This window comes from Micromonospora sp. NPDC000442, assembly GCF_042898635.1.
Taxonomy (GTDB): Bacteria; Actinomycetota; Actinomycetes; order Mycobacteriales; family Micromonosporaceae; genus Micromonospora.
Genome location: NZ_JBIAYZ010000008.1, coordinates 1 through 23490 on the forward strand (window position 1 = coordinate 1; position 23490 = coordinate 23490).

Annotated in this window: 28 protein-coding genes; 16 read left to right on the forward strand and 12 right to left on the reverse strand. The window is 69.9% G+C overall.

Annotated features, from left to right (window positions below; translation table 11 throughout):
• The coding region (locus tag ACFY2A_RS14620) for a cellulose binding domain-containing protein (protein WP_387171781.1) at window positions 1-1648 on the forward strand (1648 nt) is incomplete at its 5' end.
• A 91-nt stretch (window positions 1649-1739) separates the two neighbouring features.
• On the opposite strand, the gene ACFY2A_RS14625 is transcribed toward ACFY2A_RS14620, so the two are convergent.
• The 4 genes from ACFY2A_RS14625 to ACFY2A_RS14640 all read right to left on the reverse strand — a co-directional run bounded on the left by ACFY2A_RS14625 (window position 1740) and on the right by ACFY2A_RS14640 (window position 4119).
• The gene (locus ACFY2A_RS14625) at window positions 1740-2234 is read right to left on the reverse strand and encodes a YcxB family protein (protein ID WP_387171783.1); all 495 of its coding nucleotides are present in this window, start codon (window positions 2232-2234) and stop codon (window positions 1740-1742) included.
• A 37-nt stretch (window positions 2235-2271) separates the two neighbouring features.
• Window positions 2272-2565 carry an FtsX-like permease family protein gene (locus ACFY2A_RS14630; protein ID WP_387171785.1) on the reverse strand — a complete coding sequence of 98 codons (294 nt, stop codon included), beginning with the start codon at window positions 2563-2565 and terminating at the stop codon, window positions 2272-2274.
• A 76-nt stretch (window positions 2566-2641) separates the two neighbouring features.
• The gene (locus ACFY2A_RS14635) at window positions 2642-3928 is read right to left on the reverse strand and encodes an FtsX-like permease family protein (protein ID WP_387171787.1); all 1287 of its coding nucleotides are present in this window, start codon (window positions 3926-3928) and stop codon (window positions 2642-2644) included.
• Between the two features lie 38 nt (window positions 3929-3966).
• Entirely contained in the window at window positions 3967-4119 is a 153-nt protein-coding gene (locus tag ACFY2A_RS14640) for a hypothetical protein (protein WP_387171789.1), read from the reverse strand.
• Between ACFY2A_RS14640 and ACFY2A_RS14645 the strand changes: the two genes are divergently transcribed.
• The 7 genes from ACFY2A_RS14645 to ACFY2A_RS14675 all read left to right on the forward strand — a co-directional run bounded on the left by ACFY2A_RS14645 (window position 4097) and on the right by ACFY2A_RS14675 (window position 10112).
• Window positions 4097-5077, forward strand: coding sequence for a threonine/serine dehydratase (locus tag ACFY2A_RS14645; protein WP_387171790.1), 981 nt, complete (start codon window positions 4097-4099; stop codon window positions 5075-5077). The two genes, ACFY2A_RS14640 and ACFY2A_RS14645, sit on opposite strands and share 23 nt — an antisense overlap.
• A 114-nt stretch (window positions 5078-5191) precedes the next feature.
• The gene (locus ACFY2A_RS14650; protein ID WP_387171792.1) at window positions 5192-5638 is read left to right on the forward strand and encodes a DUF305 domain-containing protein; all 447 of its coding nucleotides are present in this window, start codon (window positions 5192-5194) and stop codon (window positions 5636-5638) included.
• A gap of 206 nt (window positions 5639-5844) precedes the next feature.
• A complete protein-coding gene (locus ACFY2A_RS14655) occupies window positions 5845-6621 on the forward strand; it encodes a c-type cytochrome (RefSeq protein WP_387171794.1) in 777 nt (258 codons plus the stop codon).
• Window positions 6618-7706: a ubiquinol-cytochrome c reductase iron-sulfur subunit gene (locus tag ACFY2A_RS14660; protein ID WP_387171796.1), complete on the forward strand. Its 1089-nt coding sequence runs from the start codon at window positions 6618-6620 to the stop codon at window positions 7704-7706. The genes ACFY2A_RS14655 and ACFY2A_RS14660 overlap by 4 nt, the downstream gene beginning before the upstream one ends.
• 202 nt (window positions 7707-7908) lie before the next feature.
• Window positions 7909-8598: a hypothetical protein gene (locus ACFY2A_RS14665; RefSeq protein ID WP_387171798.1), complete on the forward strand. Its 690-nt coding sequence runs from the start codon at window positions 7909-7911 to the stop codon at window positions 8596-8598.
• A 175-nt stretch (window positions 8599-8773) separates the two neighbouring features.
• Window positions 8774-9646 carry a mechanosensitive ion channel family protein gene (locus ACFY2A_RS14670; RefSeq protein WP_387171800.1) on the forward strand — a complete coding sequence of 291 codons (873 nt, stop codon included), beginning with the start codon at window positions 8774-8776 and terminating at the stop codon, window positions 9644-9646.
• Between the two features lie 94 nt (window positions 9647-9740).
• The gene (locus tag ACFY2A_RS14675; RefSeq protein ID WP_387171802.1) at window positions 9741-10112 is read left to right on the forward strand and encodes a DUF1330 domain-containing protein; all 372 of its coding nucleotides are present in this window, start codon (window positions 9741-9743) and stop codon (window positions 10110-10112) included.
• A 6-nt stretch (window positions 10113-10118) separates the two neighbouring features.
• Here ACFY2A_RS14675 and ACFY2A_RS14680 read toward each other — a convergent pair whose 3' ends face one another.
• Together ACFY2A_RS14680 and ACFY2A_RS14685 are read right to left on the reverse strand one after the other, a co-directional pair.
• A complete protein-coding gene (locus ACFY2A_RS14680) occupies window positions 10119-10898 on the reverse strand; it encodes a formate/nitrite transporter family protein (RefSeq protein ID WP_387171804.1) in 780 nt (259 codons plus the stop codon).
• Window positions 10899-11017: 119 nt separating this feature from the next.
• A complete protein-coding gene (locus ACFY2A_RS14685; protein ID WP_387171806.1) occupies window positions 11018-12199 on the reverse strand; it encodes a low temperature requirement protein A in 1182 nt (393 codons plus the stop codon).
• 356 nt (window positions 12200-12555) lie between these two features.
• On the opposite strand from ACFY2A_RS14685, the gene ACFY2A_RS14690 reads away from it, so the two are divergent.
• Together ACFY2A_RS14690 and ACFY2A_RS14695 are read left to right on the forward strand one after the other, a co-directional pair.
• Window positions 12556-12927, forward strand: coding sequence for a nuclear transport factor 2 family protein (locus ACFY2A_RS14690; RefSeq protein ID WP_387171808.1), 372 nt, complete (start codon window positions 12556-12558; stop codon window positions 12925-12927).
• 82 nt (window positions 12928-13009) lie between these two features.
• The gene (locus ACFY2A_RS14695) at window positions 13010-13267 is read left to right on the forward strand and encodes a hypothetical protein (RefSeq protein ID WP_387171810.1); all 258 of its coding nucleotides are present in this window, start codon (window positions 13010-13012) and stop codon (window positions 13265-13267) included.
• Here the strand turns inward: ACFY2A_RS14695 and ACFY2A_RS14700 are convergent.
• Window positions 13249-14445, reverse strand: a complete 1197-nt coding sequence (locus ACFY2A_RS14700) for an MFS transporter (RefSeq protein WP_387171812.1) — start codon at window positions 14443-14445, stop codon at window positions 13249-13251. The genes ACFY2A_RS14695 and ACFY2A_RS14700 overlap by 19 nt on opposite strands.
• A 283-nt stretch (window positions 14446-14728) precedes the next feature.
• Entirely contained in the window at window positions 14729-15778 is a 1050-nt protein-coding gene (locus ACFY2A_RS14705; protein WP_387171814.1) for a zinc-binding dehydrogenase, read from the reverse strand.
• Between the two features lie 72 nt (window positions 15779-15850).
• Here ACFY2A_RS14705 and ACFY2A_RS14710 point away from each other — a divergent pair, with 72 nt between their 5' ends.
• Together ACFY2A_RS14710 and ACFY2A_RS14715 are read left to right on the forward strand one after the other, a co-directional pair.
• Window positions 15851-16444: a helix-turn-helix domain-containing protein gene (locus tag ACFY2A_RS14710; protein WP_363924203.1), complete on the forward strand. Its 594-nt coding sequence runs from the start codon at window positions 15851-15853 to the stop codon at window positions 16442-16444.
• A complete protein-coding gene (locus tag ACFY2A_RS14715; protein WP_387171817.1) occupies window positions 16441-16890 on the forward strand; it encodes an alpha/beta fold hydrolase in 450 nt (149 codons plus the stop codon). The genes ACFY2A_RS14710 and ACFY2A_RS14715 overlap by 4 nt, the downstream gene beginning before the upstream one ends.
• 238 nt (window positions 16891-17128) lie before the next feature.
• On the opposite strand, the gene ACFY2A_RS14720 is transcribed toward ACFY2A_RS14715, so the two are convergent.
• From ACFY2A_RS14720 to ACFY2A_RS14730, 3 genes are all read right to left on the reverse strand, one after another.
• The gene (locus ACFY2A_RS14720) at window positions 17129-17419 is read right to left on the reverse strand and encodes a DUF427 domain-containing protein (RefSeq protein ID WP_093408718.1); all 291 of its coding nucleotides are present in this window, start codon (window positions 17417-17419) and stop codon (window positions 17129-17131) included.
• A 28-nt stretch (window positions 17420-17447) separates the two neighbouring features.
• Window positions 17448-17945, reverse strand: coding sequence for a metallophosphoesterase family protein (locus ACFY2A_RS14725; protein WP_387171820.1), 498 nt, complete (start codon window positions 17943-17945; stop codon window positions 17448-17450).
• Between the two features lie 112 nt (window positions 17946-18057).
• A complete protein-coding gene (locus ACFY2A_RS14730) occupies window positions 18058-18639 on the reverse strand; it encodes a TetR/AcrR family transcriptional regulator (protein ID WP_387171822.1) in 582 nt (193 codons plus the stop codon).
• Window positions 18640-18705: 66 nt separating this feature from the next.
• On the opposite strand from ACFY2A_RS14730, the gene ACFY2A_RS14735 reads away from it, so the two are divergent.
• From ACFY2A_RS14735 to ACFY2A_RS14750, 4 genes are all read left to right on the forward strand, one after another.
• Window positions 18706-19719, forward strand: a complete 1014-nt coding sequence (locus tag ACFY2A_RS14735; protein WP_387171823.1) for a hypothetical protein — start codon at window positions 18706-18708, stop codon at window positions 19717-19719.
• 60 nt (window positions 19720-19779) lie between these two features.
• A complete protein-coding gene (locus ACFY2A_RS14740) occupies window positions 19780-20895 on the forward strand; it encodes a MerR family transcriptional regulator (RefSeq protein ID WP_387171825.1) in 1116 nt (371 codons plus the stop codon).
• 92 nt (window positions 20896-20987) lie between these two features.
• Window positions 20988-22082, forward strand: coding sequence for a winged helix DNA-binding domain-containing protein (locus tag ACFY2A_RS14745; RefSeq protein ID WP_387171827.1), 1095 nt, complete (start codon window positions 20988-20990; stop codon window positions 22080-22082).
• 16 nt (window positions 22083-22098) lie between these two features.
• Window positions 22099-22245, forward strand: a complete 147-nt coding sequence (locus ACFY2A_RS14750; protein WP_387171829.1) for a hypothetical protein — start codon at window positions 22099-22101, stop codon at window positions 22243-22245.
• On the opposite strand, the gene ACFY2A_RS14755 is transcribed toward ACFY2A_RS14750, so the two are convergent.
• A complete protein-coding gene (locus tag ACFY2A_RS14755; protein ID WP_387171831.1) occupies window positions 22232-23302 on the reverse strand; it encodes a hypothetical protein in 1071 nt (356 codons plus the stop codon). The two genes, ACFY2A_RS14750 and ACFY2A_RS14755, sit on opposite strands and share 14 nt — an antisense overlap.
• Between the last annotated feature and the right edge of the window lie 188 nt (window positions 23303-23490).

Genomic DNA, 23490 nt, shown 5'->3' on the forward strand with positions numbered 1-23490 from the left:
GGCGGGTTGTTCGGTGAACTACGCGGTGTCCTCCCAGTGGCCGGGAGGCTTCGGCGCCAACGTCGCCATCACCAACCTCGGTGACCCGTTGACCAGTTGGACGTTGACGTGGTCGTTCGGTGCCGGGCAGACCATCACGCAGTCATGGAACACCACCCTGACCCAGAACGGCGCCGCCGTCACCGCCAGGAACGTCAGCTACAACGGCAGCATCCCCACCAACGGCACCACCTCATTCGGCTTCAACGGCTCCTGGACCAGCAGCAACCCCGCCCCCACCAGCTTCACCCTCAACGGCGTGGCCTGCACCGGCGGCGTCACCCCCACCACCCCACCCACCACCACCCCGCCAACCACCCCACCGCCGTCGCCCACCACCCCACCCCCGACCGGGCCGGCGGACATCACGGTCAACAGCGCCACCCGGTACCAGACGATCGACGGATTCGGGGCCGCGACCTCGATCTGGGGCAACGGCACCTGGTCGACGGCCGAGGCCCAGACGCTGGTCGGGTTGGGCCCCAACCAACTGGGCCTGTCGATCGTCCGTACCGGCATCTCACCGGAATCCGGTGAGTGGCCGGTCCACGTGAACGTCCTGCGGACAGCCAAGTCGTACGGATCCGATGTGAAGATCCTCGCCTCGCCGTGGACCGCACCGGCGGCGTGGAAGACGAACAACAGCCGGACCAACGGCGGCAAGCTGAGGACCGACTACTACGACGACTACGCGAACCATCTGAACAGCTACGTCCAGTCCATGCGCAACCAGGGCATCACGATCGACGTCACCTCGGTGCAGAACGAGCCGGACTGGCACCCGGACTACGACTCGATGGACTGGAGCGGCACCGAACTGCGCAACTTCGTACGCGACCACGGGACGCGGGTACAGAACACCAGGCTGATGGTCACCGAGGCGGTAAACCTCAACTACACCTACACCTACACCTACACCTACACCTACACCGATCCGACCCTCAACGACGCGACCGCCCGCAACAACATCGGCTACATCGGCGGCCACCTGTACGGCACCGAGGCCTCCGGCCGGCTGCGGTCCTACCCGCTGGCCGACCAGCACAACAAGCCGGTGTGGATGACCGAGTGGAACCTGCACGAGGCCGACGGCAACGGTTCCAACATCTGGGGCAACCCCAGCAACCAGACGGTCTGGAACGAGACGCTCGACGACATCATGCGTACGGTGCACCGGTCGATGGAGTCCAACTGGTCCGCCTACGTGTGGTGGTACGGCAAGCGCTACTACTCCTTCATCGGCGACGGCGAGGCGGCCTTCGGCACCAGCGCCGGTGCCCCACTCAAGCGCGGATACGCGTTCTCGCAGTACGCCAAGTACGTCCGCCCCGGCTACCAGCGGGTCGCCCTGACCAAGAGCGCCAAGGCTTCACCGTTGGAGGTGACCGCCTACACCGGCGGCGGAAAGACCACGCTGGTGATCCTGAACCGCTCGGCCAGCGCGGTCAACAATGCGGTGATCCAGGTGCCGCAGAACGTATCCCGGGCCGAGCACCACCTCACCTCGCAGAACGCCAACGCGGCCAGTCAGCCGGTCACCGTCAACGGCGGACAGGTCTCCGTCAACGTCGGCGCCCGCAGCATCTCCACGGTCGTGCTCACCACCTGACAGCGCTCAGCCCACCCGGGGCGTGCGGAGGGTGTCCGCAGGCCCCGGGTGACCTCCAGGCCCGGCCGCCCACGCCTCACCGCGGATCAGGTCAGGTGCGGAGCAGCCCACGGTCGGCCAGGAAGCCGCGCAGCGTCTCCGCGTCCTCGGCGGATATCAGCCGGCGTGGGATCACGGTCGCCGGCATCCGCCCCACGTACACGATCCAGAACTCAGGGGTGGCCCTCACCTGGGTCACCCCGTCCCAGGCGATGCCGCCGGACTCCGAGCCGCTGCGCATCATAATGTTGTCCTCGGTGATGTCGTAGCCGCCCTCCACGGCGTAGCCACTGGAGCGGCGTCGGGCCCGCCACCGCAGCCACGGCCAGTACAGCATCGCCAGCAGACCACCCAGGCCCAGCGTCATCCACACCGACAGAGTCTGCGCGCCCCACCCGAACCCCCGCGAGACGACAAAACCGATCACACCGACCGCTACCAGCACCGCGCCGATCAGGCGGTACCTCCGCGCCTGAGCACCGCTGAGCGCAGCGGCCACCCGGCCCGGATAGGCGGGATCGGCGGGTACATCGAAACGGATCTGCACGCCAGCACGATAGTGCCTCCGCCGGCCCCGCACCGGTTCACTGGTAGCTGAGGGTCTCCCGGACGGTGAGCCGGGCCGCTCGGTGTGCCGCGACCAGCGACGCGGCGGCCGCTGCAACGATGGAAAGCAGCAGCCAGCCGACGAGTCCGCCCGGTGAGAGTCGCAGCGGCAACGGCAGCCCGAAGGAGATCCGGCCGAGCAGTTCGCCCACCAGGATGGACAGCGGCACTCCGAGGACGACGGCCACGAGCGAGCCGAGCAGACCGGTGACAGTGCCTTCGAGTACGACCATGCGGCGGATGACGGTGGGACGGGCACCGATGGCCTGCATGATGCCGTACTCGCGAGTGCGTTGGGTGACGGTGATCTCATCGTGGCCGCCAGCCCGAGGATGCCGACGGCCGCCATCAGCGCGGCGAGTGCGAGCAGGGTACCGATGAAGATGGCGACGTGTTCGTCGATCGCCGTGCGCAGGTCCTCGGGCGCATCGACTCGTCGACCGCCAGCCCCGCGCTGGTGAGCGCCCCTTCCACCGCGCCGGTGACCGCCGCGGTGTCTCCGGCGGTGACGATGTGCAGCATGTTGGCGGTCCCCGGGTCGACGAACCGGGTGACGCTCTGCGGGCTCGTGTACGCGGTGGCGGGTCCACCGGCCTCCGCGACGGTGCCGACGAGCCGCCGCCGCCCGACCACTCCGTCAACGGCCAGGTGCACCTCGTCGCCGACGCGCGGATCGCCGAGCCGCGATACGGCGCTCTGGTTCAGCACGACGCCGTCGGTGTCGGCTGCCTTTAGCCAGCGACCGGCGGTGACCTCGAAGTCGACCCTGCGGGTGGGCACGGGCAGCGCGGCGAGCAGGAACCGGCCGTGTCCGTCGTCGGGGTAGGTGCGCTCCACCTCGATCTGTCCGTCCGCGCTGGCCGGCGTCGCCGGTAGTGACACGAACGGTTCGACCGCGATCACGCCGTCGTCGACTCTCGCGGCCCTGGTGATGGTGTCGACCGACGCCGGTGCGGCGAGCCGCAGCTGCACGTCGTACGCACGGCGGGCCATGCGGTCGTCGACCCAGCTCCGCCAGGCGGCAGAACTGTTGAGTCCGCTGGTGAACATCGCCCCGCCGGCGGCCAGCAGTGCCGGACCGACAGCCAGCACGGTGGCGGTCGCGGCGATCGCGGCAACCGCCCCCAGGTAGACCCGCAGCAGTTGGCCGGTGGTAGCGCCGACGGTCTTCATGATGCCGATCTGACGGGTCTGTGCCGCCAGCATCGCGCCGAGTGTCGCCGCCACCAGGACTCCGGCGAGAACCAGGGCCGCGACGGCGAAGGCCAGAAACATGCCGGTGATCGTTTCGGACTGGCTGTGGTGCTGCTGGTACGGAGGTGCCTGGATCAGGTGCACCTCGCGGCCCTGGGCGGTCAGCCATTCCGCGACGCCGGTCGCGGTCGCCGCCACAGTGGTCTCGTCCCGTTCGGCCGTGACGATACGCATCTCGTCGGCCGAAGCGGTGAAACCGAGACGAGCCAGCCCAGCCGGGGTGAGGTAGCCGTAGCCGGTGCTCTCCTGCCCGGCCGGGGCCAACGCGGCGTCGTACACGGTGCCGGAGATCCGCACCTCCGTCGTCGTGCCGGAGGGTCCGGCGACCGCCAGGCGGTCGCCGACTGCCGCGTCCAGGACCGGCCCAGCGGTACGTTCCATGAGCAGTTCACCGTCGGCGGCCAGGCACCGGACTCCATTCACAGCTTCGCCACCCGCATCGGATCGTCCGGCGCGATGACGAACAGCAGCATGCGACGCCGCTGGTCACCGACCCGGACCCGGGTCAGGACGGTCTGACGCGGCCGGCCGCCGCTACGCTGATCGGTCGTGCCGAAGACCCGATTGGACACCGCCCGGATCCGGGCGGCCCGCCGGACCATCGACCCGGTCTTTCTCGACACTCCGCTGTACCGATGCGAGCCGCTGGAGCCCGAACTCGGGTGTGCCGTGAGCATCAAGCTCGAAACAGCAAACCCGGTCCGTAGCTTCAAGGCCCGCGGCACCGAACTGGTCGCGAGCCAGCTCGCAGACGACGGACAACACGCGGTGGTGTGCGCCAGCGCGGGCAACCTCGGCCAGGCCCTCGCCTGGTCCGGTCGCGGTCGAGGACTCGACGTCACCGTCGTGGCCACCCGCCAGGCGACCGTCGCCAAGCTCGATCGCATCCGGGCCCTGGGCGCCACGCTGGAGTTGGTCGACGGCGACCACGAACTGGCCCGCGACCGGGCGGCAGGCATCGCCCGGCAGCGCGGCATCCGGCTCCTGGAAGACAGCCTGGACATCGAGACCTGCGACGGCGCGGGCACCATCGGCTTGGAACTGGTGGACACCGCGCCGTCCTTCGACGCTGTGCTGATCGCGCTCGGCGGTGGCGCGCTGGCCACGGGCGTGGGACACGTCCTGAAGGAACAGGCCCCCCATGTCGAGGTCCTCTGCGTCCAGCCGCTGGGCGCACCGGCAATGACCCGCTCCTGGCACCAGCGGGCGGTCGTGACCACCGAATCGATGAACACCATCGCCGACGGAGTCGCCGGCCGGCGACCCATCCCGGCCGTCCTGGACGACCTGCTCCTGGTCGCCGACGACGCCATCCTCGTCCAGGAAACCTCGATCATCACCGGTATGCGGATGCTTCTCGACCAGGCCGGTCTGGTCGCCGAACCGTCAGCCGCGCTCGGCGTCGCCGCGATCCTCGAAGATCCTGACCGTTTCGCCAGCCGACACGTCGCCATCATCGTCTGCGGCGGGAACGTCGACGTCGCCGCCTATCACCGCTGGATCCGGTCGCCCCAGGTCCGCCCGGCGTGACCGTCGACCGTCCGGTCCGGCTTGCCCGGCGGCCGGACCGGCCGCCCGTAAGCGCGTATGGTTGCTCACCAGCAGATAGTGGGTGAAACTTCCTAACCGGCTGGCGGAGGGAAAGTGAAGCAGAATTACGTCCGGTTCGGGCTGGTCCTGGTGATCAGCCTGGCGGTCATGTTCGTCCTGACGCTGTCCCAGATTCGCGGCTGGTCGGATTTCTACCTGAACCTCAGCAATTTCTACATGTCGCTGATCATGGTGGCCGCCATGGGGCTCATCATGATGGGCGTCATGCACCAGATGTTCGCCGTCCGACGTCTCAACATCGCCCTCTACATCGCGCTGGGCGTGCTCTTCGTGGGCGGATTCGCGGCCGTGCGTACGGAGCCGTTCGTGGGCAACGAAGCCTTCCTCAAGTCCATGATCCCCCATCACTCCCGGGCCATCCTCGTGTGCCAGGAGTCCCAGATCACCGACCCCGAGATCGTACGACTGTGCGAACAGATCGTCCGGTCACAACAGGAGGAGATCAACCAGATGAAGGAGATCCTCAACGACCGGTACTGAAACGCCTGGGAGGGACGGGATGACCGAAACGGGCGTACACCCGATGCTGACTTCTTAGTCTGCGGTGGGGCCGGTTCTGCTCGCACGATGATCGGCAGGTCCGTCGCTGCCCCGGCTCACCCTCGGACACAGGAGACGGCGTGGCGACTGATCGTCGGGGCCGATCCGGCCGGCAAAGGCCGAGCAGCCGGATTGTCGTACGTTCGATGAGCAGGGCTCGTCGGCGTCTCGGAGCCACAGCCCGGCTGTTGACCGCGTTGGTGCTGGCCGGCGGGGTGTACGCGACCTTCGCGCCCGCCGCGCGAGCGCAGGAGGAGCCTCGGTTCAGCGGTGCCGCCGCGCTGGGTGAGGCGTTGTTCAACGTCGGTTGCATCACCTGCCACGGACGCAACGCCGGTGGTGTCGAGGGGCGCGGGCCCAGCCTGGTGGGGGTGGGCGCGGCGTCGGTCGAGTTTCAGGTCGGTACCGGGCGGATGCCACTGGCGCGGCAGGAGGCGCAGGCGTTGCGCAAGCCACCGCAGTACAGCGACGAGGAAGTCCGTCAGCTGGCGGCTTACATCCAGGAGATCGGCGGAGGCCCGGTGGTGCCAGACAGCGTCGAAGAACAGTTGGACGACGCCGATCTGGCCCGGGGCGGAGAATTGTTCCGGATCAACTGCTCGCAGTGTCACGCCTTCGGCGGCGGCGGAGGTGCCCTGTCCTCCGGCAAGTTCGCGCCGAGTCTGTACCCGGCGTCGGATCGGACGATCTACGCGGCGATGCTCAGCGGTCCACAGAACATGCCGGTGTTCGGCGACAGTCAGCTGACCCCTGAGCAGAAGGCCGACATCATCGCCTACATCCAGCAGGTCGTGCAGGACGATCGCGACCCGGGCGGTTTCAACCTCGGCCGCTACGGCCCATCCACCGAAGGATTGACGATCTTCCTTGTCGGCATCATCGCCCTGGTGTTCGCCAGCCTGTGGATCGCGGGTAAGTCGTGAACACCGGCACCGAACGACACGGCCGCGAGCCGACGGACGTCAACGACCCCGGTTTGGCTCGCTTCGAGGTGGTTCGCGAGGGTGCGCGCCGCGATGACATCGAGATCGTCCACTACGAACCGCAGGTAGCCGCCGGTTCCAAGGCCGACCGGCGACTGGTCCGCACCGTGACCGCTCTCTTCCTGGTCACCGGGCTGTCCGCCACGGCCTTCCTCATCGTCTACGTCTGGTGGCCCTGGCGGTATCGACTGGTGGGTGACATCGAGGAGTACTACACCCCGCTGCTCGGTCTGACCCTCGGCGTCGCGCTGCTCGCGCTGGGTTTCGGCATCCTGATCTGGGGCAAGCGACTGCTGCCGAAAGAGGTGTCGATCCAGGACCGGCACGACGAGCCGGTACCCGCCGCCGATCGGCGCATCACCGGCCAGACCATGTTGTACATGACCGACGAGCTGGGCGTGAAGCGGCGCCCCCTGCTCGGGGTGTCCCTGCTCGCGGGCCTGATCCCGGTCGGGGCGGCCGTCGCCGCTCCCCTGGTCGGCGGCCTCATCAGGGATCCGCACGACAACCGGGAGCTGTTCCGCACCGGGTTCGCCCCCGCCGACGACAACGGTGCCGTCACCAGGATCCGACTCGTTCGGGAAGACCGGCGACCCGTCCGGCCGCTGGACCTGCTACCCGGTAGCCAGGTCACCGTGTTCCCGGGCATCCCACACGGCGTCAGCAACCAGTACGCCGACTCGGTCACGCTGCTCATCCGGTTGCGCGCCGAGGACGCCCTCGCCGCACGGGAAAACAACCGTCGGGCCGGCAAGCAGGACTGGATGTGGGGCGACTTCATCGCCTACTCCAAAATCTGCACCCATGCTGGCTGCCCCGCCAGCCTCTACGAGCAACAGACCAACCGGTTGCTCTGCCCGTGCCATCAGTCCCAGTTCCTGATCACCGACAACGCGCAACCCGTCTTCGGGCCCGCCAGCCGGCCGCTGCCACAGCTGCCCATCGAGGTCGACGACGAGGGCTTCTTCGTCGCCAGTTCCGACTATCGCCAACCCATTGGTCCGGACTTCTGGGAACGCCCCTGACGCCCATCCCGGTCCGGCCGGTCACGCCGGATGCCGGCGGGTGGTGCCGCCATCGGCCGGCTGATCGCGGCGAGGCTGGCGGTAGGCGATCCACCTGGATCCGCGCACCGGCACGGTCGAGCGGCATTAGGCTGGGTTTGTCGCCGCGGTCGCGAACGGAACGCGGAGCACCGAGACGGAGTGCGAACCGCGAGGAGGCACCGTGACGCGACCGGCCAGAGCGCTCCGGTGGGCGTCGCTGCCCGGCACGGCACTGGTCATGTTGCTGCTCGGCGGATGCGGCGCGGGGCAGATCGCGGAGACGGCCGAGAAGGAGCCCTCCATCCAGGGTGTCAACCTCATGGCCGACAACGGCGAGTACGCGGTTCGCGGTCTGCTCATCGAGTTTCCGGGCGCTGATGGCTACCGTGCCGGAGAGAACGCGTTGCTCAGCGCCGTCATCTACAACGACTCGAAGGGGCCGGTCACGGTGACCGTCACCACGCAGGACGCCCGCGAGGTCGTCATCGTCGATGCTGACCGACCCATCCCTCCCCGGTCGGACGCAGCCTCTCCGCGCCCCACCACCGCCAGCCCGAACGCATCCCTCTCTACCGACGGAGCGCCCCAGGGCGGGGCGCCGCAACCAGCGACCGGGCCCGCTCGGATCGAACTCCCGCCGCTGAGCTTCGTGCGGTTCAACGAACAAGCCGGCCGGTACTTTCAACTCCTCGATCTAAACGAGTCTCTCCGCTCCGGGCAGAACGCCTCTGTCACCTTCGACTTCGGCAATGGGCAACGCGTCACCGGCCCGGCACCGGTCGCCGCTGCCCTGACCCCCGTGCCACCGCCACCAGCGATCGTCGAGCCCGAGGACGCCGAGATCCACGACGGAGCTGACCACAGCGACTGACGCCGCACTCACCGGCACGGATGGTGGGTCGCGCATTCTGCGAATCCCCCGTCGGCGGCTGCCTAAGGTGAAGGCGCGACGGACACACATCGGTCGGCCGCCGAGAACGATGGGCAGCACCATGGCGCGGTTCCTGGAAATACTGTGGGATACGAGCAGCGTGAACGGTCGACTCGTGACCAGCTTCGTCCTGGCCCTGCTCGCTGTCGTCGTCGCCGCCCTGGCTGGTCGCCTGGCCACAGTGAAGGTGAAGGACACCACCAACCGCTACTACCTCCGCAAGGCGGTGCACTACCTGACCGTCGTAGCGCTGTTGTTCGCGCTGGCGCTGCTGTGGCGGCCGTTCGCCGGCCGGATCGGCGTGGTCGTCGGTCTACTCGCCGCCGGCCTCGCGTTGGCCCTGCAGGAGGTCCTGGGCGCATTCGCCGGCTGGGTCAGCATCCTCACCGGCCGGCAGTTCCGCGTCGGTGACCGCATCCAGATGTGCGGCGTACGCGGCGACGTCCTGGACATCACCCCACTACGTACCCGGATCCTGGAGAGCGGCTCCTCTTCCGACCCGGAGTCCTGGATCCGCGGCCGCCAGTACACCGGCCGCGTGGTGTCCCTGTCGAACCGTTTCGTGTTCACCGCGCCGGTGTTCAACAGCAGCATGGTGTTGGACCATCTGTGGGAGGAACTGACCCTGCCGGTCCCCTACGAGGCGGACTGGCACCTGGCGGAGCGCATCCTGTGCGAAGAGGCACAGCACATCTCCTCCACCGCCGAGGCGCAGCGCGCCATCGAGCAGATGCGCCACCGCTACCCGGTCGCCGGCGCCGAGGTGGATCCTCGGGTCTTCATCCGTGCCACACCCAACTGGATCGAGCTGTCCGCCCGGTTCGTGGTGCCGGTACGCGCAGCCCGACAGGTCAAGGACCAGGTCACCCGGCGAGTGCTCGATCGCTTCACCGAGAACGGCCTCCGGGTCGCCTCCGTCACCCAGGACATCACCGTCCATCCTCCGCCACCAGGAACTGCCCGGTCCGCCACACCCGGGCAGCCCTGACACCCGCGCACCCTCGGCCAGGCCACCAGGCGGTTCTCCCGCCACCGAGGTCTGTGGTCTGATGTCGCCACCCTCAACTGAAGGAGACGCGAACATGGCCGTCGACCCGACCGGTCGGGATCTGAAAAAGTTCCTCGCCACCGACCCCGAGGCGCCTGTGGTGATGCTCAACCTGCTGCGCTTCGCCGACGGTGGACGGGAGTCGTACGAGCGGTACGCCGCCGCGCTGCGCGAGACCTTCCTGCCCCGCCACGGCGGCGAGGTGCTCTACGCCGGTGACGGTGGACCGGCCCTGGTCGCCGAGGAGGGCCAGGCGTGGGACGCGGTGCTGCTGGTGCGGTACCCGAGCCGGACCGCCTTCAGCCGGATGGTGGCCGACCCCGAATATCAGCAGGTCACAAGGTGGCGAACCGTCGCCCTGCAACAGGCGGTCCTGCAACCGACCACGCCCTGGGGCAGCAGCTGACCGACCTCAGCCGCTGCCCTTGACCTGGACAGCATGGGTCAGCGTCATCAGGAGCAGGCCGCCCAGGAGGTTTCCGGCACCGGAGAGAACGATGTTGAGCCCGAGATCCAGGTAGGAGACGGAGGCACCCAGCCAGATACCGAACAGCAGATGCAGCCCGGAGACCACGACATGATCGAACGGGCCAAGGGCAAGAAAGAACCCCACCACGTAGGCCAGGAGCATCCGACTGCCCACCGATCCGACGGCATGCAGCAGGTAGGACAGCAGGGTCAACAGGGTTCCGGCGGCGATGCCCCGGGTGAAGGTCGCCAGCCCGTCCTTGGCGGCGATCTCCTCGGCGACGAGGGCCAGGGTGTGGTGGGCGCGGCCCGGCAGCGTGCCGGGTACCGTGAACACGGCGGCCATCACCGCACCGCCGACGAAGTTCAGGACGAGCACCAGCAGCCACAACCGGGCCAGCGGCCACAGCGCGCCGAGCCGCCGACGGGCCACCGCGGCGGCGACCGGATCGAAGAAGTTCTCGGTGAACAACTCGGTGCGTCCGACCACCACGAAGACCAGGCCGATACCGAAGGCCAGCGCGCCGACCAGTTGCCCCACGCCGGAAGCGAAGTCGGGTGCGGCCAGTTCCCGGGCCACGCCCAGCGCCACGATGCCGAACACGATGGTGACCCCGGCGATGAACCCGGTGGAGGCCTGCTCCAGAGCGCTGCTGGACAGTCGCCGTTCACCTTCGGAGCGGGCGCTGCCGTAGATGTCCTCCGGTGAGGGTGCTCGTCCCATCCCGACCGGGTACCCGCGAGGTCGCGACCGAATCACCCATCGAACGCCTCGCGCCCGGCCACGGGAAATGGCAGCGCTCGTCGCCGACGGGAGCACGCCGGTGGTTCGCCGCCGCAGGGTCAGAGATGCTGGTGGCGCCACTCGCTGGCCGCCATTTCGACCGCCCGCTCCTCCGCATGGACCGACGCCTTGATCCGCGCCCGCGCGTCGGCGGCGCTGAACCGCTGGATCACCACGAGGCCACCGCAGACCGACACCAGCAAGGCCAGCGCGACGAGAGGGGTTGGCGCGGCCGCCGGCACCGCCAGCAGACCGACGACCACTGCGGCGATCAGCGTGGTGGCCCGCAGCCGGCGAAACGTCCGCGCCGCGACGGCCACACCCGCCAGCAGATAGAGGGCGACGCCACCGTACAGGGTGGTGACGGCCGGCCAGGGCAGCGGTTCGGCCTCGGGCATGGCGACCGCCTCAACCACCAGCCTCAGCCCCAGGGCAATCCCCACGATCCCGACGATGCTGACGAAGTGCAGGTAGGAGAAAACGTCCCGGGCGAGGGTGATCCGCTCCGGGCCCCGGGTGCCGTGCATCGCCTGCTCGACGCTCGGCAGCAGCGTGTCGAAGTGCAGCCACCACAGCGTCGCCAGCAACGCGATGCCGAGCACGGACCCGGTGATCACCGTGGCGGTCAGGGCGAGCCGGTCGAACCGGCCCGGGCCGAGTCCGAGGGAGATGACCGCCTCGCCGAGGGCGATGATGACGATCAGCGAATGCCGCTCCGCCCAGTGCCCGGCCGAGGCGACGGCCCAGCGGGTGTACGGCAGGAACAGACCGACCGAATACTCGACCAGCAGGGCGGCGGCCCACAACCCGAGGCGCACGTCGAGGACGGCTTCCGCCGGCACCCACCGGCTCACGGAGGCCGCCAGCCCGACAAGCACTGCCGCCAGCGCCGCCGGCAGGCTGATCAGCATGAGTTGCCGATGGCTGCGGCCGGCGGCGCTGAGCGCGTGCAGGAACGCGGCCAGGGTCAGGGCCCGCAGGACCAGGTAGGCGACGGCGAACACCACCGGACCGGTCAGGTCGTCGGGTTGGTTGAGAAACGCCTGCGGGATGGCGATGGCCAGCACGACCACGCCGGACAGCACGGCCTGCGTGGTCACCTCGGCCGACACCAGCCCGGCCACGTTGAGGAACGCGAAAACGAAGATCAGGTCGAAGAACAGCTCCAGCCGGGTGACCCGAGAACCGGGCATGACCGGCCGGAGCCAACGGGACCGGCGCAACGGCGGTGGAGCGCTCACCCGGCCATTTTGGGCGAAAGAACGACGACAAGATTCGGTTTCCACCGATTGACCAAGTGCGGCGTCGGCTATCGTCCCCTCCTCCGGTCGAGAGCCTGTTCCGGCGGCAGACACCGTTCGGTGGCGTCCATTCCGGCGCCCTGAACGGCCTCTGCGACTGCGCCGGCAGCATCCCCAACTGGCTGTCCGAGTGGCCACCCCCGGCATGGTGCGACATGCTCCGGTCAACGGCCGCGGTTATGGCGAGCCGTCAGGAGGTGCAGTTCGACGGCGTGCTGTGGCCAACGGCTACCGGCCCAACCCGGATGGCGAGTCCCGAGACACCGGACCGGGCCCAGACACCGAGGAGGTACGACATGAGCCGGAGCACCGAGCAGGTGCTACGCGACCATCTGAGCCGCCGCAAGGACGGCGATCTGGAGGGTGACCTGCGCGAGAACTACCACCCGCAGGTGCGGCTGCTCTCCGCCGAAGGCGTGCACCACGGTCATGACGGGGTGCGCTATCTCGCCGGGATCCTGCGCAGCTACGTCAAGGACGGGGCCTACCGCTACCGGCAGCTACTCACCGATGGTGATGTCGGCATGCTGGTCTGGTCGGGCCGTTGCGTGGCCGACGACATCGCCCTGCACGACGGTGTGGACTCGTACGTGGTGCGCGACGGGCTGCTGGTGGCGCAGACGATCCACTACTCGTCCGCCGCGCTGGACAAGCACCCCGACTCGTAACGACTCACCCAAATCGACCGACCGGACCAGCGGAAACGGGCGCGTGCTGCACACCGCGCCTCGACGCCGATACGGTCGGCGGGTGGCGTACGACAGTCAGGCCGAGAGCCTGCGTCTGATCAGATCGGGTCTGCCGGACTGCCCGATGCGGTTGAGCCGGCGTCGCCGATTCGCACCGGTCGCGGTCGACGTGGACGGCGACATCGCCGCCACCCGGTTTCTCCGTCGCGGCGTCGGCTGTCACTGGGATGAGACGCACCTGCTGGCCGTCGACCGTCGCGGCGCCTGGCGACGGCCCGGCGGCGGTGCCCTTTTCGCTGCTCAGGCGCGAGCGGGCTGACGGCCGAAGGCGCGCATCGCCAGCGCGCCGACGAACGGGCCCGGGACGAGCAGCAGGAACGCCCAACGCCAGCCGACCGCGTCGGCCAACACGGGCACGAGTTGAATGGTGACGACGGTCAGGGCGAACCCGATGGCCGTCTGCGCGGTGAGCGCGGTTCCGACGTACCGCCTGTCGGCGACCTCGCTCAGGGCGGTCGAGAAGACACCGGAATCCGCGACCACCGCGGCACCCCACACCACCCCCAGCAGCACGACGGCGCCGGGCGACGCGGTGAAGAACAGCGGCGAGGCCAGGCAGCACGCGCCGCTGACCACCAGGGCGGTGAACGCGGCCCGGGGTCGTCCGAACCGGTCCGCGGCCCAGCCGCCGACGAGACATCCGGCGACCCCGGCGAGGCCGATGGCCAGGAACGCGAGCAGGCTGACGTTCGCGTCGTCGCGACCGGTCCGGGCGGCCGTGCCCGCGATCAGGAAGCTGGGCAGCCAGGTCCACAGCGCGTACAGCTCCCACATGTGTCCGAAGTAGCCCAGGTTCACCAGCCGGGGACCACGCTGGCCGAACATCGCCAGGGCGTACCGGGGGTACGGACGCGGTGGCGTGCCGGGGGCGAACTGCGGGCCCTCCCGCACCAGGGTCACGGCCACCACCGCACCGAGCAGCGCGCAGCCGGCCGCGGTGGCCATCACGCCGCGCCACGGCAGATCGCCCAGTCCGCCGATCAGGTGCGGTAGCGCCGAGCCGAGGGTCAGCGCACCGATCATGACGCCGAACGCGAGCCCTCGGCGGGCCGGCGGCGCCCAGGATCCGGTCAGCTTCATGCCGACCGGGTAGACCCCGGCCAGGAAGACACCGGTGAGGAAGCGCAGCGGGATGGCCCCGGCCAGCCCGTCGACGGTGAGGGCGAAGAGGCCGGTGCAAGCGGCGGCGAGCGTCGCGCAGCCGGCCATCAGCAGGTGCGGCCTGATCCGGTCGGCCAGGTTCAGCACTGTCGACGTGACGGCACCGGCGACGAAGCCGAGTTGGACGGACGCGGTCAGCCACACGGATGCGGCGGCGCTGATCTGCCACGACTCGCGTAGTGCCGGCACCACGGCGGAGGCCGAGAACCACACCGCGAGGCTGAGCACCTGCACGGCAGCGATCAGCGCACGCTGTACCCCGGGTCGTGACGTCATCTGCGCTCCTCGACTGCCACCGTAGATCATCTTGGTGCGCAGCGAACTGAGGGCCACTGCCCGCGCGCAGCCGCAGCGAATGCTGGCGGCCGGGTCCAACCGACGTTCCCGTGAGCGTCCATCCCGGTGGCCCGCTACCTGCGGTGACGCCACACACAACCGCTAAACCGTCCTAGGAGGGTAGGATCATTGCGGTCTCCTCGGGACGGCCGTGCACTCCGATCCGGCCGTGGCCGGCGCCGCCGGGCTGCGCGGCCCGATGCTGCACGGGCCGGACGGGTCCCTACGGGACCAGGACGATCTTTCCCACGTGACGTCGACGGGAAAGTTCCTCCTGGGCTTCAGCGGCCTGGTGCAGTGGGAAGGTCGCCGCGATGACGGGCGCGATCTCACCCCGCCGGGCGAGGTCCATCAGCAGCTCGAAGTGTGCGGGGCTGTGCATCGCGGAGCCGATCAACTGTGCGTTGTGCAGGTAGAGGCGGCGCACGTCGAAGCCCACCTGGTAGCCGCCGAGTGCGCCGGCGATGACCCACCGGCCGCCGTCGCGCAGCAGGGGCAGGCCCTCACTCACGAGGTCTCCGGCGACCACGTCGAGCCCGACGTCGATGCCGTCGGGGGCGATGGCGCGGACCTGCTCGACGACGCCCTTCGCGCGGTCCACCACCTCGTGTGCTCCCGCCGCGCGCACCGAGTCGATCTTCGCTCCGCTGCTGATGGCGAAGACCCGCGCGCCACGCGCCCGGGCGATCTGCACCAGCGCCAACCCCACGCCGCCGGAGGCTCCCGAGACCAGGACGGTCTCCCCCGCCCGCAGCCGGCCCCGCTCGATCATGCCCAGCGCCGTGCCGTACGCCGTCGGCAACGCCGCGAGCTGATCGTCCGCGAGCGGTGACGCCGTCATGTCGTGCACCTGCCGCGCCGGTGCGGTCACGTACTCGGCGTAACCACCGTCGCGTTCGCTGCCCATCAGGCCCACCGGGTTCGCGTCCGGCCCCTCGGCGTCGTAGATCGCCGGATCGACGACCATCCGGCGGCCGACGAGGCTCCCGTCCACGTCGGGCCCCACCGACACGACCCGGCCGGCCACGTCGGCACCCTGGATGCGGGGGAACTCGATCGGCCCCCGCCAGCCCGAGGGCGCCTTCGGGTCCCCCGGGCGACCGTAGGCGCCCTCCCTGGTCCACAGGTCGGTGTTGTTCAGCGCCACCGCGCTGACCCGGACCAGCACCTCCCCCGCCGCCAGGGCGGGCACGGCCACCTCCGCCTCGGTCAGCACGTCCGGCCCACCGTGCCGGGCGATCCGCATGGCACGCATGGTCGTCGGCACCGCCATCAGCTGCCCCCTCCTGAAGTACACTGATCTGTGAACCACCAGCGTACAGCGATCGGTGAGGAGGAGCCCCGCATGACGGAAACCCGGGCCCGGACCCCGGCTGGCCGCCGCATCCTCGCGGCCGCCGAGGAACTCTTCTACGACCGCGGAATCACCGCCGTCGGCGTGGATCTCATCGCCGAGCACTCGGGTCTGACCAAACGGACCCTGTACAACCAGTTCGGCTCGAAAGATCAGCTCATCACCGCCTACCTCACCGAGCGCGACCAGCGTTGGCGGTCGCTCGTCCGCGACACCGTCGACGCATGCGCCGACCCGGTCGACGCGGTCACCGCACCGTTCGACGCGCTGCGGATCTGGAGCAGGACGAACACCCGAGGGTGCGCCTTCATCAACGCGCTGGCCGAACTCCCGGACCCCGCGCATGCCGCCCACCGCATCGCCGCGAACCAGAAGCACTGGCTGCTGAATCTCTTCAGGCAACTCGCCACCGCGGCGGGCTGCACGCGACCCGTACCCCTCGCCACCCGACTCCTCGTGCTGCACGAGGGCGCTCTCGCCACCCAACCACTCGCCCTCGACACCCTCACCGTAAGCGTCGACGTGGCGCGCAGCCTCGTTCGCGCGAGCCTCCCGACCGGCGGAAGGAACGGCGCGCACCGATGACCCCGACCGTCCCGCTCGCCCATGACGTCGATGGCGTCGGACCACTCCTCGTCGCGATCCACGGCATGACCGAGGACCGCCACTTCTGGAATCGGGTGCCGCTGGCCTCCTACTTCCGCACGGTCCGCGTCGACCTGCGCGGCCACGGAGGCTCGCCGCGGGTGGCACCGTACGATCCGCTGAGCATGGCCGACGACCTCCACGAACTCGTCCGCGCCCTGGGCATCGAGCAACGCCCGCTGGTCGTGGGGCACTCCTACGGCGGGGTGGTGGCCACTGCCTACGCTGCCCGCTTCCCGGCGCGCGGTGTGGTCACCGTTGATCAGACACTCGATGTGAAGCCGCTGCCGGCACGGATGGCGCAGGCCCTGCGGGGCGAGAATTTCGCCGACGTCATGGCGATGCGGCAGCCATTCCCTTCCTGTCGCTACACGGGCTGCCCGTAACCGACGAGTATTCGGCCTGGCTGCGCAGCCGGATCCCCGGCGCGGTCGTCGAAACGTCGCCGACCGTCACCCACTACCCCCACCTGGCCGACCCTTCCTGGTTCGTGCAGCGGCTGATCGCCTTCGACCGCGCCCACTCGGGGTGACATGCGGCGGGCGCCGTCCGGTCGTCGGCCGGGCGACGCTGCGGCCTGCCGCCGTCGCGACCGTCGCGCAACCGCAGGGACATGACCCGGAGTCAGTCGTCCCCGACGACCTTGACGTCCTTCCAGAACGCGACCCGGTCGCGGATCATCTCGGCCTCGGGCAGCGGCTGCGGGTAGTACCAGACGGCGTCCACACTGGTCTGCCCGTCGTGCTCCAGCGTGTAGTACGACGCGGTGCCCTTCCACGGGCAGACCGTGTGGGTGTCGGAGTCCCTCAGCAGGTCGTCGCGGAGCGCGGCACGGGGGAAGTAGTGGTTGCCCTCGACCACGACGGTGTCCGGGCTCTCGGCGATGACCAGGTCGTTCCAGATGGCTTTCGGCATGCTTCCAGACTAGGTCGGCCCGCGCCGGCTAGCGCGGCACCTCGTGCAGGGTGACGGCGTCGAGCCGACCGTCGGTCAGTTCGGCGGTGAGGTACGTCGCGTACGGCTGGCGGCGCCGGTCGGTCGGCGAGCCGGGGTTGAGCAACCGCAGACCACCGGGGGCCTCGCTGTCCCAGGGGATGTGGGAGTGGCCGAAGACGAGCAGGTCGCAGTCGGGAAAGCGAGCCGCGCACCGCCGCTCCCGGCCGCTGGCCGGCCCGGTCTCGTGCACCACCGCGATGCGCACCCCGGCGACGTCCACGCGGGCGATCTCCGGCAGTCGAGCCCGCAGGTCGGGACCGTCGTTGTTGCCGTGGACGCCGATCAGCCGGGCACTGCGCCGCTCCAGGTCGTCGAGCAACTCGGCGCTGACCCAGTCGCCGGCATGGATGACAAGGTCGGCGGCGTCGACGGCGGCCCACAGCCCGGGCGGCAGGTCACGGGCACGTTTCGGCAGGTGGGTGTCTGCCATGATGACCAACCGCACCTGGTCAGCGTAGCCCCGCCCCGGCTCGGGCCGGCCCATCCTGATCGAACGCCGGCCGGTGGGTCGGGCGTCGCGGGGACCGGGCGACGCGGACCCGTCGCGGGTGCGAGGGTCAGACGCGGCCGCGTACGAGCGGCAGGAAGACCTCGTCGACGATTTCGATCAGGATCTCGTCGGGGACCGACGGGATGCCACGCGTCGCGTACTCGGCTCTCAGCAGCATCATCGGCGTGGCCGCGACCCGCGGGTGCACGGCCGACGGCGGTGCCTCACCGCGGGCCACCGCGCGGTCGAGAATGGTCAGCCAGGCGCGGTCCATGGTGTCCGCGCCTGATCGTTCGCGCATGAGGTCGAGCAGCGCCGGGTCGTCCGCCGCCGCGGCCAGCAGGCTGCGCAGGACCGCCCCGTGCGGCGAGGACCACGTCTCGTTCGCCTTCCGCAGCATCTCGAGCGCGTCGCCCCGCAGGGTGCCCGTGTCGGGGTTCGGCATCGCGATGTCGGAGAGGTGGCGGTACGCCGCGATGCCCAGCGCCGCCCGATGCGGCCATCGGCGGTAGATGGCGTTCTTGTTGGTCCCGGCCCGGGCGGCGACCCGGTCCATGGTCATCCCCGCGTACCCGGACCGGCGTAGTTCCTCCGCCGCCGCCTGCAGGATCGCCCGTTCCAGTTCCTCGCCCCGGCGTCTGGTGCCCATGACTTGCAGGGTACTAGACGTACCCTATAAGGTACGCCAAGTACCCTGTAGGCGAGGAGAGCTACCGTGCGCGTCTTCGGCATGAACTACGACACCGGCTTCGTGAGCGCCGGATCCACCACCCACGAACCGTTCGTCCCCGAGACCGTGCGGCGCGACCTGCATGTCATCCGCGAGGAGTTGCACTGCGACGCGGTACGCCTCACCGGCGGTGTCCAGGATCGACTGGAGTTGGCCGCGCGACTCGCCGCCGAGGCGGGGCTCGAGGTGTGGTACTCCCCCTTCACCAACGGCCTTGACCGCGACGAACTGATGGCGTTCCTGCTCGACGGCGCCGAGCGGGCCGAGCGGCTCCGCCGCACCGGCGCCTCGGTCGTGTACCTCACCGGCTCCGAGATCTCCCTGTTCACCGACGGTTTCCTGCCCGGTCGCAACCTGGTCGAGCGGCTGACACTGTTCGCCGATCCGATGCGCATGCGGGAGGCGGTCCCGGTTGCCCGAGCCGCCGTACGCGACTTCTTCGCCGAGGTGGTGCCTGCGGTGCGCCAGCGGTTCGGCGGCCCCGTCGGCTACGCCTCGATCCCACTGGAGGACGTCGACTGGGCACCGTTCGACATCATCGCCAGCGACGCCGGCTACCGTGACGCGACGAACGCCGCGGTGTTTCCGCAGACCCTGGCCGCAGCCGTCGGGCAGGGCAAACCGTACGCCGTCACCGAATTCGGCTGCTGCACCTTCCGGGGTGCGGCCGACCTCGCGGGCGCGACGGAGCCGGTGACATACGACGAACACGGCCGCGCCGCGAAGCTCACCACCGAACTGGAACGTGACGAGCAGGGCCAGGCCCGCTACCTGCTGGACCTGCTACACGACTACGAGCGTGGCGGGGTGGAGGCGGCGTTCGTGTACACGTTCGCGAACCGGCACCTACCCACCACCGGCGACCCGGCGCACGACTACGACCTGGCCGCACGCGGCATCGTGCGGGTCCTGCCCGACGGCTCATGGACGCCGAAGGCCGCCTTCCACGCCCTAGCCGAGTACGGCCGCGCTCGCGCGCAGACGTTGGAGCGGACCTGAGGAAGATCGGGCGGCGGCGAGCCTTGTTCCTCACGCGGCGTGATGCCCGATAGTCGTGCCATGGCAGAGCACCTGACCGTGGGACGGGTGGCGGAGCTGGCCGGCGTCAGCGTCCGCACCCTGCACCACTACGACGAGATCGGCCTCCTCGAACCGTCCACTCGAACCGCGGCCGGACACCGGGCCTACTCCGTCGACGATGTGGAGCGGCTCCGGGAGGTGCTCGCCTACCGGCGGCTCGGCTTCGGGCTGCGCGAGATCGCGGACCTGGTCGACGATCCGACCACGGACGCGGTCGCGCATCTGTGCCGGCTGCGGGGCCTGCTGATGGATCAGCGTGATCGCGCTGCCGCCATGGTGACGGCCATCGACCGGGAGCTGGAGGCACGGGCGAGGGGAATCAGGACGACACCGGAGGAGCAGCTGAGAGTGTTCGGGGCCCAGTTGTACGACGCCATCGGATCCGCTTACCCCGCGACGCGACGCACCGAGCCACGAATCGCCGCGCGCATCTGGGCTGCGCTGGGTGACGCCCGGACGGTGCTGAACGTCGGAGCCGGCACCGGCTCGTACGAGCCACCCGACCGCGACGTCACGGCGGTGGAGCCGTCGGCGGTGATGCGGGCGCAGCGGCCCCCGGGTGCGGCACCGTGCGTGGCCGCGGCCGCGGAGAGTCTGCCGTTCGAGGACCAGTCCTTCGACGCCGCGATGGCGGTCAGCACCGTCCACCACTGGCCGGACCCGGTCGCCGGGTTGCGCGAGATGCGGCGGGTGGCCCGCCGCGTGGTGGTGTTCACCTACGACGCCGACGACACCCGCTGGCGGCAGCGATTCTGGCTCACCCGCGACTACCTGCCCCAGTTCGCCGACCTGCTCGTCGGGTGGCCGTCGCTGGCCGACCTGACCGGCGCGATCGGCGGCCACGCCGAGCCGGTGCTGGTGCCGTGGGACTGCGCCGACGGCTTCTTCGAGGCGTACTGGCGCCGGCCCGAGGCGTACCTCGACGACCACGTACGCCGCGCGGTGTCGGTGTGGACCAGAGTCGGACCGCAGGCCGAGCAGCGGGCGGTCGGCGGGCTCCGGGAAGACCTGGCCTCAGGCCGGTGGGCCGAGCGCAACCGTGACCTCGTCGCCCTCGACGCGGCAGAACTCGGTCTCCGTCTGCTGGTGGCCTGAACCAAGCGCGCCACATCCGGACGCGACAGTGGAGCTGTCGCACCCTCAGGTCCGCCAGGAAGATGTCCGGGGTGGGCGATAGCGTCGGCGCCATGAGCGTGCTCGACCGCCGTGCCCTCAACCGGGCCCTGCTGGCCCGTCAGCTCCTGCTGCGCCGGCACGACATGCCGATCGCCGACGCCCTTGAGCACCTGGTGGGGTTGCAGGCGCAGGAACCGTTGGAGCCCTACGTCGGGTTGTGGAGCCGGCTGGCCGACTTCCAGCCGTCGGCGCTGGCCGAGCTGCTGCTGAGCCGCCGGGCGGTCCGCACCCTGCTGATGCGCCGCACCCTGCATCTGGTGACCGCAGGCGACTGCGTCACGCTGCGGCCGGTGCACCAGGCGATGCTGGTCTCACGCATGTGGTCGACGTTGCGCCGCGCGCTGCCCGGCGTCGACCTCGACGAGCTGACGACACTGGGCAGACCGCTGTTCGAGGAGCGGCCACGCATGCTCACCGAGGCGGCCCGCATGATCGCCGACCGTTGGCCGGGTGTGCAGGCGCGCACGTTGGGCGACGCGCTCAGCACGCTCGTGCCGCTCGTGCAGGTGCCACCGCGTGGTGTCTGGGGCCAACGCGCCGCCGCGTACAACACCACCATCGAGACGTGGTTGGGTCGGCCGTTGCCGCCGGAGTCGCCCGCCACCGTCGACGCGCTGGTCCTGCGTTACCTCGCCGCGTACGGTCCGGCGGCCACCGCCGACATCCGCGCCTGGTCCGGGTTGGGCGGGCTGCGGGAGGCCGTCCAACGGTTGCGCCCGTCGCTGCGGACGTTCCGCGACGAGCGCGGCCGCGAGCTGCTCGACGTGCCCGACGGCGCGCTGCCCGACCCGCAAACCCCGGTACCGCCGCGGTTCCTGCCGGCGTTCGACAACGCGGTGCTCGGCTACGACGACCGCAGCCGCGTCATCGACACCGAACATCGCGGGCTGAGCGTCACCGGCGCACGCTTCCTGCTGGTCGACGGACGGGTCTCGGGCACCTGGGCGGTCACCGCCGACGACGGCGCGACGACGTTACGGATCACGCCGCTGCGCGGCCTCGCGCCGGATGAGCGCGACGCCGTCGTCGCCGAGGGCGAGAGCCTGCTGACCATGTTTCAGCCGGAGCCACCCCACCCCAACCGCGTCTCGATCATCGACGCCTGACACCAGGGTGGACGCCGTGGCTACGCGCGAGACCTCGCCGCCCACGGTGTCGAGGCCGGCCGCGTCCAGCATCGGCTCCAGCGACCGTTCGATGGGGGCAGTGCTCGGGCAGTTCTGGTCGGTGGCACCGGTCGGGGCCGTCGGCGGGCTCAGGGCACCGTGATCGGGATGATGGTCTCCGGGTCGTTGATCGTGACCTGCCCATTGAGCGGCGGCACCTGCGAGACCTGCATGTAGTGGTTGCCGAGACCGATCGGGTCGTCGAGCGGTACCGGTTTGTCGGCGGCCACGAAGGTGAACTGCACAGTGCTGCTCGACTGTGCCTGCGGTCCCGGGACGGTGCACACCAGCGCCGTCTGGGTGGCGTCCGGACGTACCACGCAACCGTTCCAGTCATCGCCCGCCGGCCGGACCTGCACCGGCAGGATGAGCAGGATCTCGAGTCGGGCGACGTCGACAGCGCCGTCATTGGTGACGGTGACCGTCATGCGGCCGGTGAATCCGTCGCCCTGCGGTCGGAACGACAAGGCGGCGGGTACGACGGACAGCAGGGTGGCCGGTGGTGGCTTCGCTGGGAACGTCGTCGGGCCGTCCACCTGCCGGAACCGCCCGTCCTGCCAGGCGTACGTGCGCCACTGGTTCGGCACCGTGTTCTGCTCACCGTCGGTGTATTCCTCGGAGACCAGCACCGCGACTCGGCCGCCGACGCGAACCTCGAGGTGGTCCATCATCGCGATCCCGTCCTGCATGCCGACAACGCGGCCGATCGGCACCAGTTGCTGACCGCTGCGGCGGAAGGCGACGGTCTGGCTGCCGCCGGCCTCCGGTCCTTCACCACACATCACATGAGCGACGTGGTCCTCGGTACCGTCGTGATCGACGTCAGCCGAGACATAGGCCAAGACGTTCACCGCTCGGCTGGAGGCATCGCGAACGTACTGGCCGTCCCGGACGGACATCCGCCCCTTGGCGCAGCTGGCGTCCGCGGTCGCGCCCCAGGTCGGGACCGTGATGGTGGCCGACCTGAAGGGGCCAAGGCTCGAACTTGGCTCGCCTGCCTGCTGTTCGGTCGGCAGCGCCGTCGGCAGCGGTCCGGGGTCGGCCCCTGGAGGCGTCGGTGGGCTGTCGGTGCCGACGGTGACGGCGGTGCCCAGTGCCGCGGCGGCGACCGCGAGTCCGGCGACGGCGGTGGCGATGCGGCGTCGACGCCAGCGCGACACCTGCAGATACGCCGAACGAAGCAGCGCCGGTGTCCTGGCCCGGACAGACGCGTCAAAGTCAGGAGCACGAGGGTCCACGTCCGCCTCTTCTCGGCTGAGCATCAGGGGTGACCTAACAGCCAAGACGACCAGAAGCGAGGAAAGGTTGCGGCGTGCGACGGCTTTCCTTGACCCATTGCCCTGCCGTA

Bases quoted from the DNA above. Each gene is read 5' to 3' on its own strand.
- ACFY2A_RS14710 (WP_363924203.1), top strand. From the start codon at position 15,851: ATGACGGAAACCCGGGCCCGGACCCCGGCTGGCCGCCGCATCCTCGCG.
- ACFY2A_RS14700 (WP_387171812.1), bottom strand. From the start codon at position 14,445: ATGACGTCACGACCCGGGGTACAGCGTGCGCTGATCGCTGCCGTGCAG.
- ACFY2A_RS14745 (WP_387171827.1), top strand. From the start codon at position 20,988: ATGAGCGTGCTCGACCGCCGTGCCCTCAACCGGGCCCTGCTGGCCCGT.
- ACFY2A_RS14740 (WP_387171825.1), top strand. From the start codon at position 19,780: ATGGCAGAGCACCTGACCGTGGGACGGGTGGCGGAGCTGGCCGGCGTC.
- ACFY2A_RS14635 (WP_387171787.1), bottom strand. From the start codon at position 3,928: ATGGAACGTACCGCTGGGCCGGTCCTGGACGCGGCAGTCGGCGACCGC.
- ACFY2A_RS14720 (WP_093408718.1), bottom strand. From the start codon at position 17,419: ATGCCGAAAGCCATCTGGAACGACCTGGTCATCGCCGAGAGCCCGGAC.
- ACFY2A_RS14630 (WP_387171785.1), bottom strand. From the start codon at position 2,565: ATGCAGGCCATCGGTGCCCGTCCCACCGTCATCCGCCGCATGGTCGTA.
- ACFY2A_RS14730 (WP_387171822.1), bottom strand. From the start codon at position 18,639: ATGGGCACCAGACGCCGGGGCGAGGAACTGGAACGGGCGATCCTGCAG.
- ACFY2A_RS14675 (WP_387171802.1), top strand. From the start codon at position 9,741: ATGGCCGTCGACCCGACCGGTCGGGATCTGAAAAAGTTCCTCGCCACC.
- ACFY2A_RS14705 (WP_387171814.1), bottom strand. From the start codon at position 15,778: ATGGCGGTGCCGACGACCATGCGTGCCATGCGGATCGCCCGGCACGGT.
- ACFY2A_RS14680 (WP_387171804.1), bottom strand. From the start codon at position 10,898: ATGGGACGAGCACCCTCACCGGAGGACATCTACGGCAGCGCCCGCTCC.
- ACFY2A_RS14655 (WP_387171794.1), top strand. From the start codon at position 5,845: ATGAGCAGGGCTCGTCGGCGTCTCGGAGCCACAGCCCGGCTGTTGACC.
- ACFY2A_RS14715 (WP_387171817.1), top strand. From the start codon at position 16,441: ATGACCCCGACCGTCCCGCTCGCCCATGACGTCGATGGCGTCGGACCA.
- ACFY2A_RS14690 (WP_387171808.1), top strand. From the start codon at position 12,556: ATGAGCCGGAGCACCGAGCAGGTGCTACGCGACCATCTGAGCCGCCGC.